General features: G+C 39.6%; 2 protein-coding genes. Both read left to right on the top strand.

Going from position 1 to position 2,112, the window contains the following annotated elements; genetic code table 11:
• The first annotated feature begins 213 nt into the window (after positions 1-213).
• Positions 214-561 carry a hypothetical protein gene (locus tag QL886_RS12950; RefSeq protein ID WP_290179038.1) on the top strand — a complete coding sequence of 116 codons (348 nt, stop codon included), beginning with the start codon at positions 214-216 and terminating at the stop codon, positions 559-561.
• Between the two features lie 381 nt (positions 562-942).
• On the top strand, positions 943-2,001 hold the full coding sequence (locus tag QL886_RS12955) for a TRAP transporter substrate-binding protein (protein WP_290179039.1): 1,059 nt from the start codon (positions 943-945) through the stop codon (positions 1,999-2,001).
• The last annotated feature ends 111 nt before the right edge of the window (positions 2,002-2,112 follow it).

Genomic DNA, 2,112 nt, shown 5'->3' on the forward strand with positions numbered 1-2,112 from the left:
AGGTCATCGTCAGCTCTCTATTCTGAAATATCCCCCGACATTAGCTTGTCGGGGGTTTTTCTTTGTGTGTGGTTTGGCGCCAGTGCTTGGTGGTGGAAACTTTAGCGCTAGATACTTCGGTCAAGAATCCAAACTTTCCTACGTACCATTTTGATGTGATATTATTTATTCACTTCTAGAATCTACAATCTGTCATTTATTTTGGAGCATATTATGGGCGTTTCACTCTACTATACTGCTGAACGTTCTACTCTCTTGACTCAACAAGAGCAAGAAAAGGTTGCATCAATAGTCGATGAATATAATGAAAATTTCGAGGATGCAGAGGATGCGGAGACTTTTGATCTCTATGCATATGATGATAGTGAGTCAGAGGTAATACTAGCAGGAGCTACAAAGCTACCTTCTAGTTTGGATGTAAAAGATCTTATATATACACTAGAACATTGGCTACAGTGTCTGACCGAGATTCGCCTCGCGGTAACTGATGCAGAATGGCATGTGCATCTAGATGATAACGATGCTATATGGGTAGATGATAAATGGCAGATGGAAGAATAACGCTTTATCACTATTATTATTTATATAACTGCTTAGAGCAGCTTCTATGAATTCATATAGTATCTATATAAAAAAGCTCTCAACTGGATAACAGGCTGAGAGCTTTTTTATGAGGAATTATTTTATTTTGCTTACTTTTTACTATTATCTATATAGACAATTCAAGTATCAAAAGTATATCTATAATATGAATATATCCTTCATAATTCGCTCAAAATGATTTGACTTCTATCATTATAGCTGCTAATTTTAAACAGTACTTTTATTACAGGTATGTAAAAAATATATCTAAACCTTGTAGCCAATTTAATCTAGGATGAATCAAATTGTCTGCTCGTAACACCTTACTCCTATTCTCATAATTATCAAAAGGAATTGATAATGAAGTTAGCTCCTCTTTTTTCAATTGGTGCTTTAGCCGCTATTAGTCTTCTTGGCTGTTCTAACCAATCTGCTGATACGACTGATGGCTCATCAGTGACTTCTCAAGAAACTACTGTGCTACGGTTTTCACATTTTTGGCCAGCAACCTCATCTATCAGTAAAGAAGTTTTTGAGCCTTGGGCAAAACAGATAGAAACAGATTCTGACGGTCGTCTAAAAGTTGAGCTGTATCCATCGGCGGGCCTTGCTAAAGCAGACGTTACTTACGAATCTGCTGCCAAAGGTACGATCGATATCGGTTCACAAGCGCATGGTTATACCAATGGTCGCTTTCCTTTGACTCAGATTACTGAGCTTCCAGGTTTATCAAATTCAGCAACTCAAATGGGCTGTATGCTACAGACCCTATATGATGATGGTACTTTAGCGAGTGAGTACGAAGACACGCATTTATTGTTCATGTATGGCGGTGGACCTGGCGCACTTCATACAACAGATAAGTTGATTCGAACGCCTGCAGATATGAAAGGTATGCGTATTCGCCGTCCTTCAGCTGTGGCAGGTGATATCATCGAAAGTGCAGGTGCTTCACCAGTCGGTTTACCTGCAAACGATATGTATACCTCTCTACAACGCGGTGTCGTTGATGGTTTAAGTTTCCCTTGGGAGGCGGTAACAGCATTTAAAATTGATGAGATTACCAAATATCATACCAACATTCCTTTCTATAGTTCAGCGCTTATGGTCACGATGAACAAGGACAAATACGACAATTTACCTGATGATCTAAAACAAGTTTTGGATAAAAATTCAGGAATGGCGTTGGCCAGTAAAGTTGGTGAAGTGTTTGATAAACATGACCAGATGGCAATCCAAGCTGCTAAAGATAAGGGCGATGAAATTGTCGAAATTCCTGATCCGTTAAATGATCCAGATTGGAAAGGGCCACTTGAAAGAGGAACCCAAAAATACCTAAGCGATATTAAGGCTTTGGGTTTGGATGCTGATGGCGTCTATGAAAAAGCAAAAGCTGCCAGTGCTGCCTGTAAGGTCTAACCTATTGGAGGTGTCACATGGCATTTTTAGTCAAGCTCAGCGTCCTAATCTCTAGGTTATGCCAGTTTATCGGTGGGGTGAGTCTCATCATCATCGTCCTAACCACCATGC

Origin of the sequence: Psychrobacter sp. APC 3281, assembly GCF_030407815.1 — a bacterium.
In the GTDB taxonomy this organism is placed as follows: domain Bacteria; phylum Pseudomonadota; class Gammaproteobacteria; order Pseudomonadales; family Moraxellaceae; genus Psychrobacter.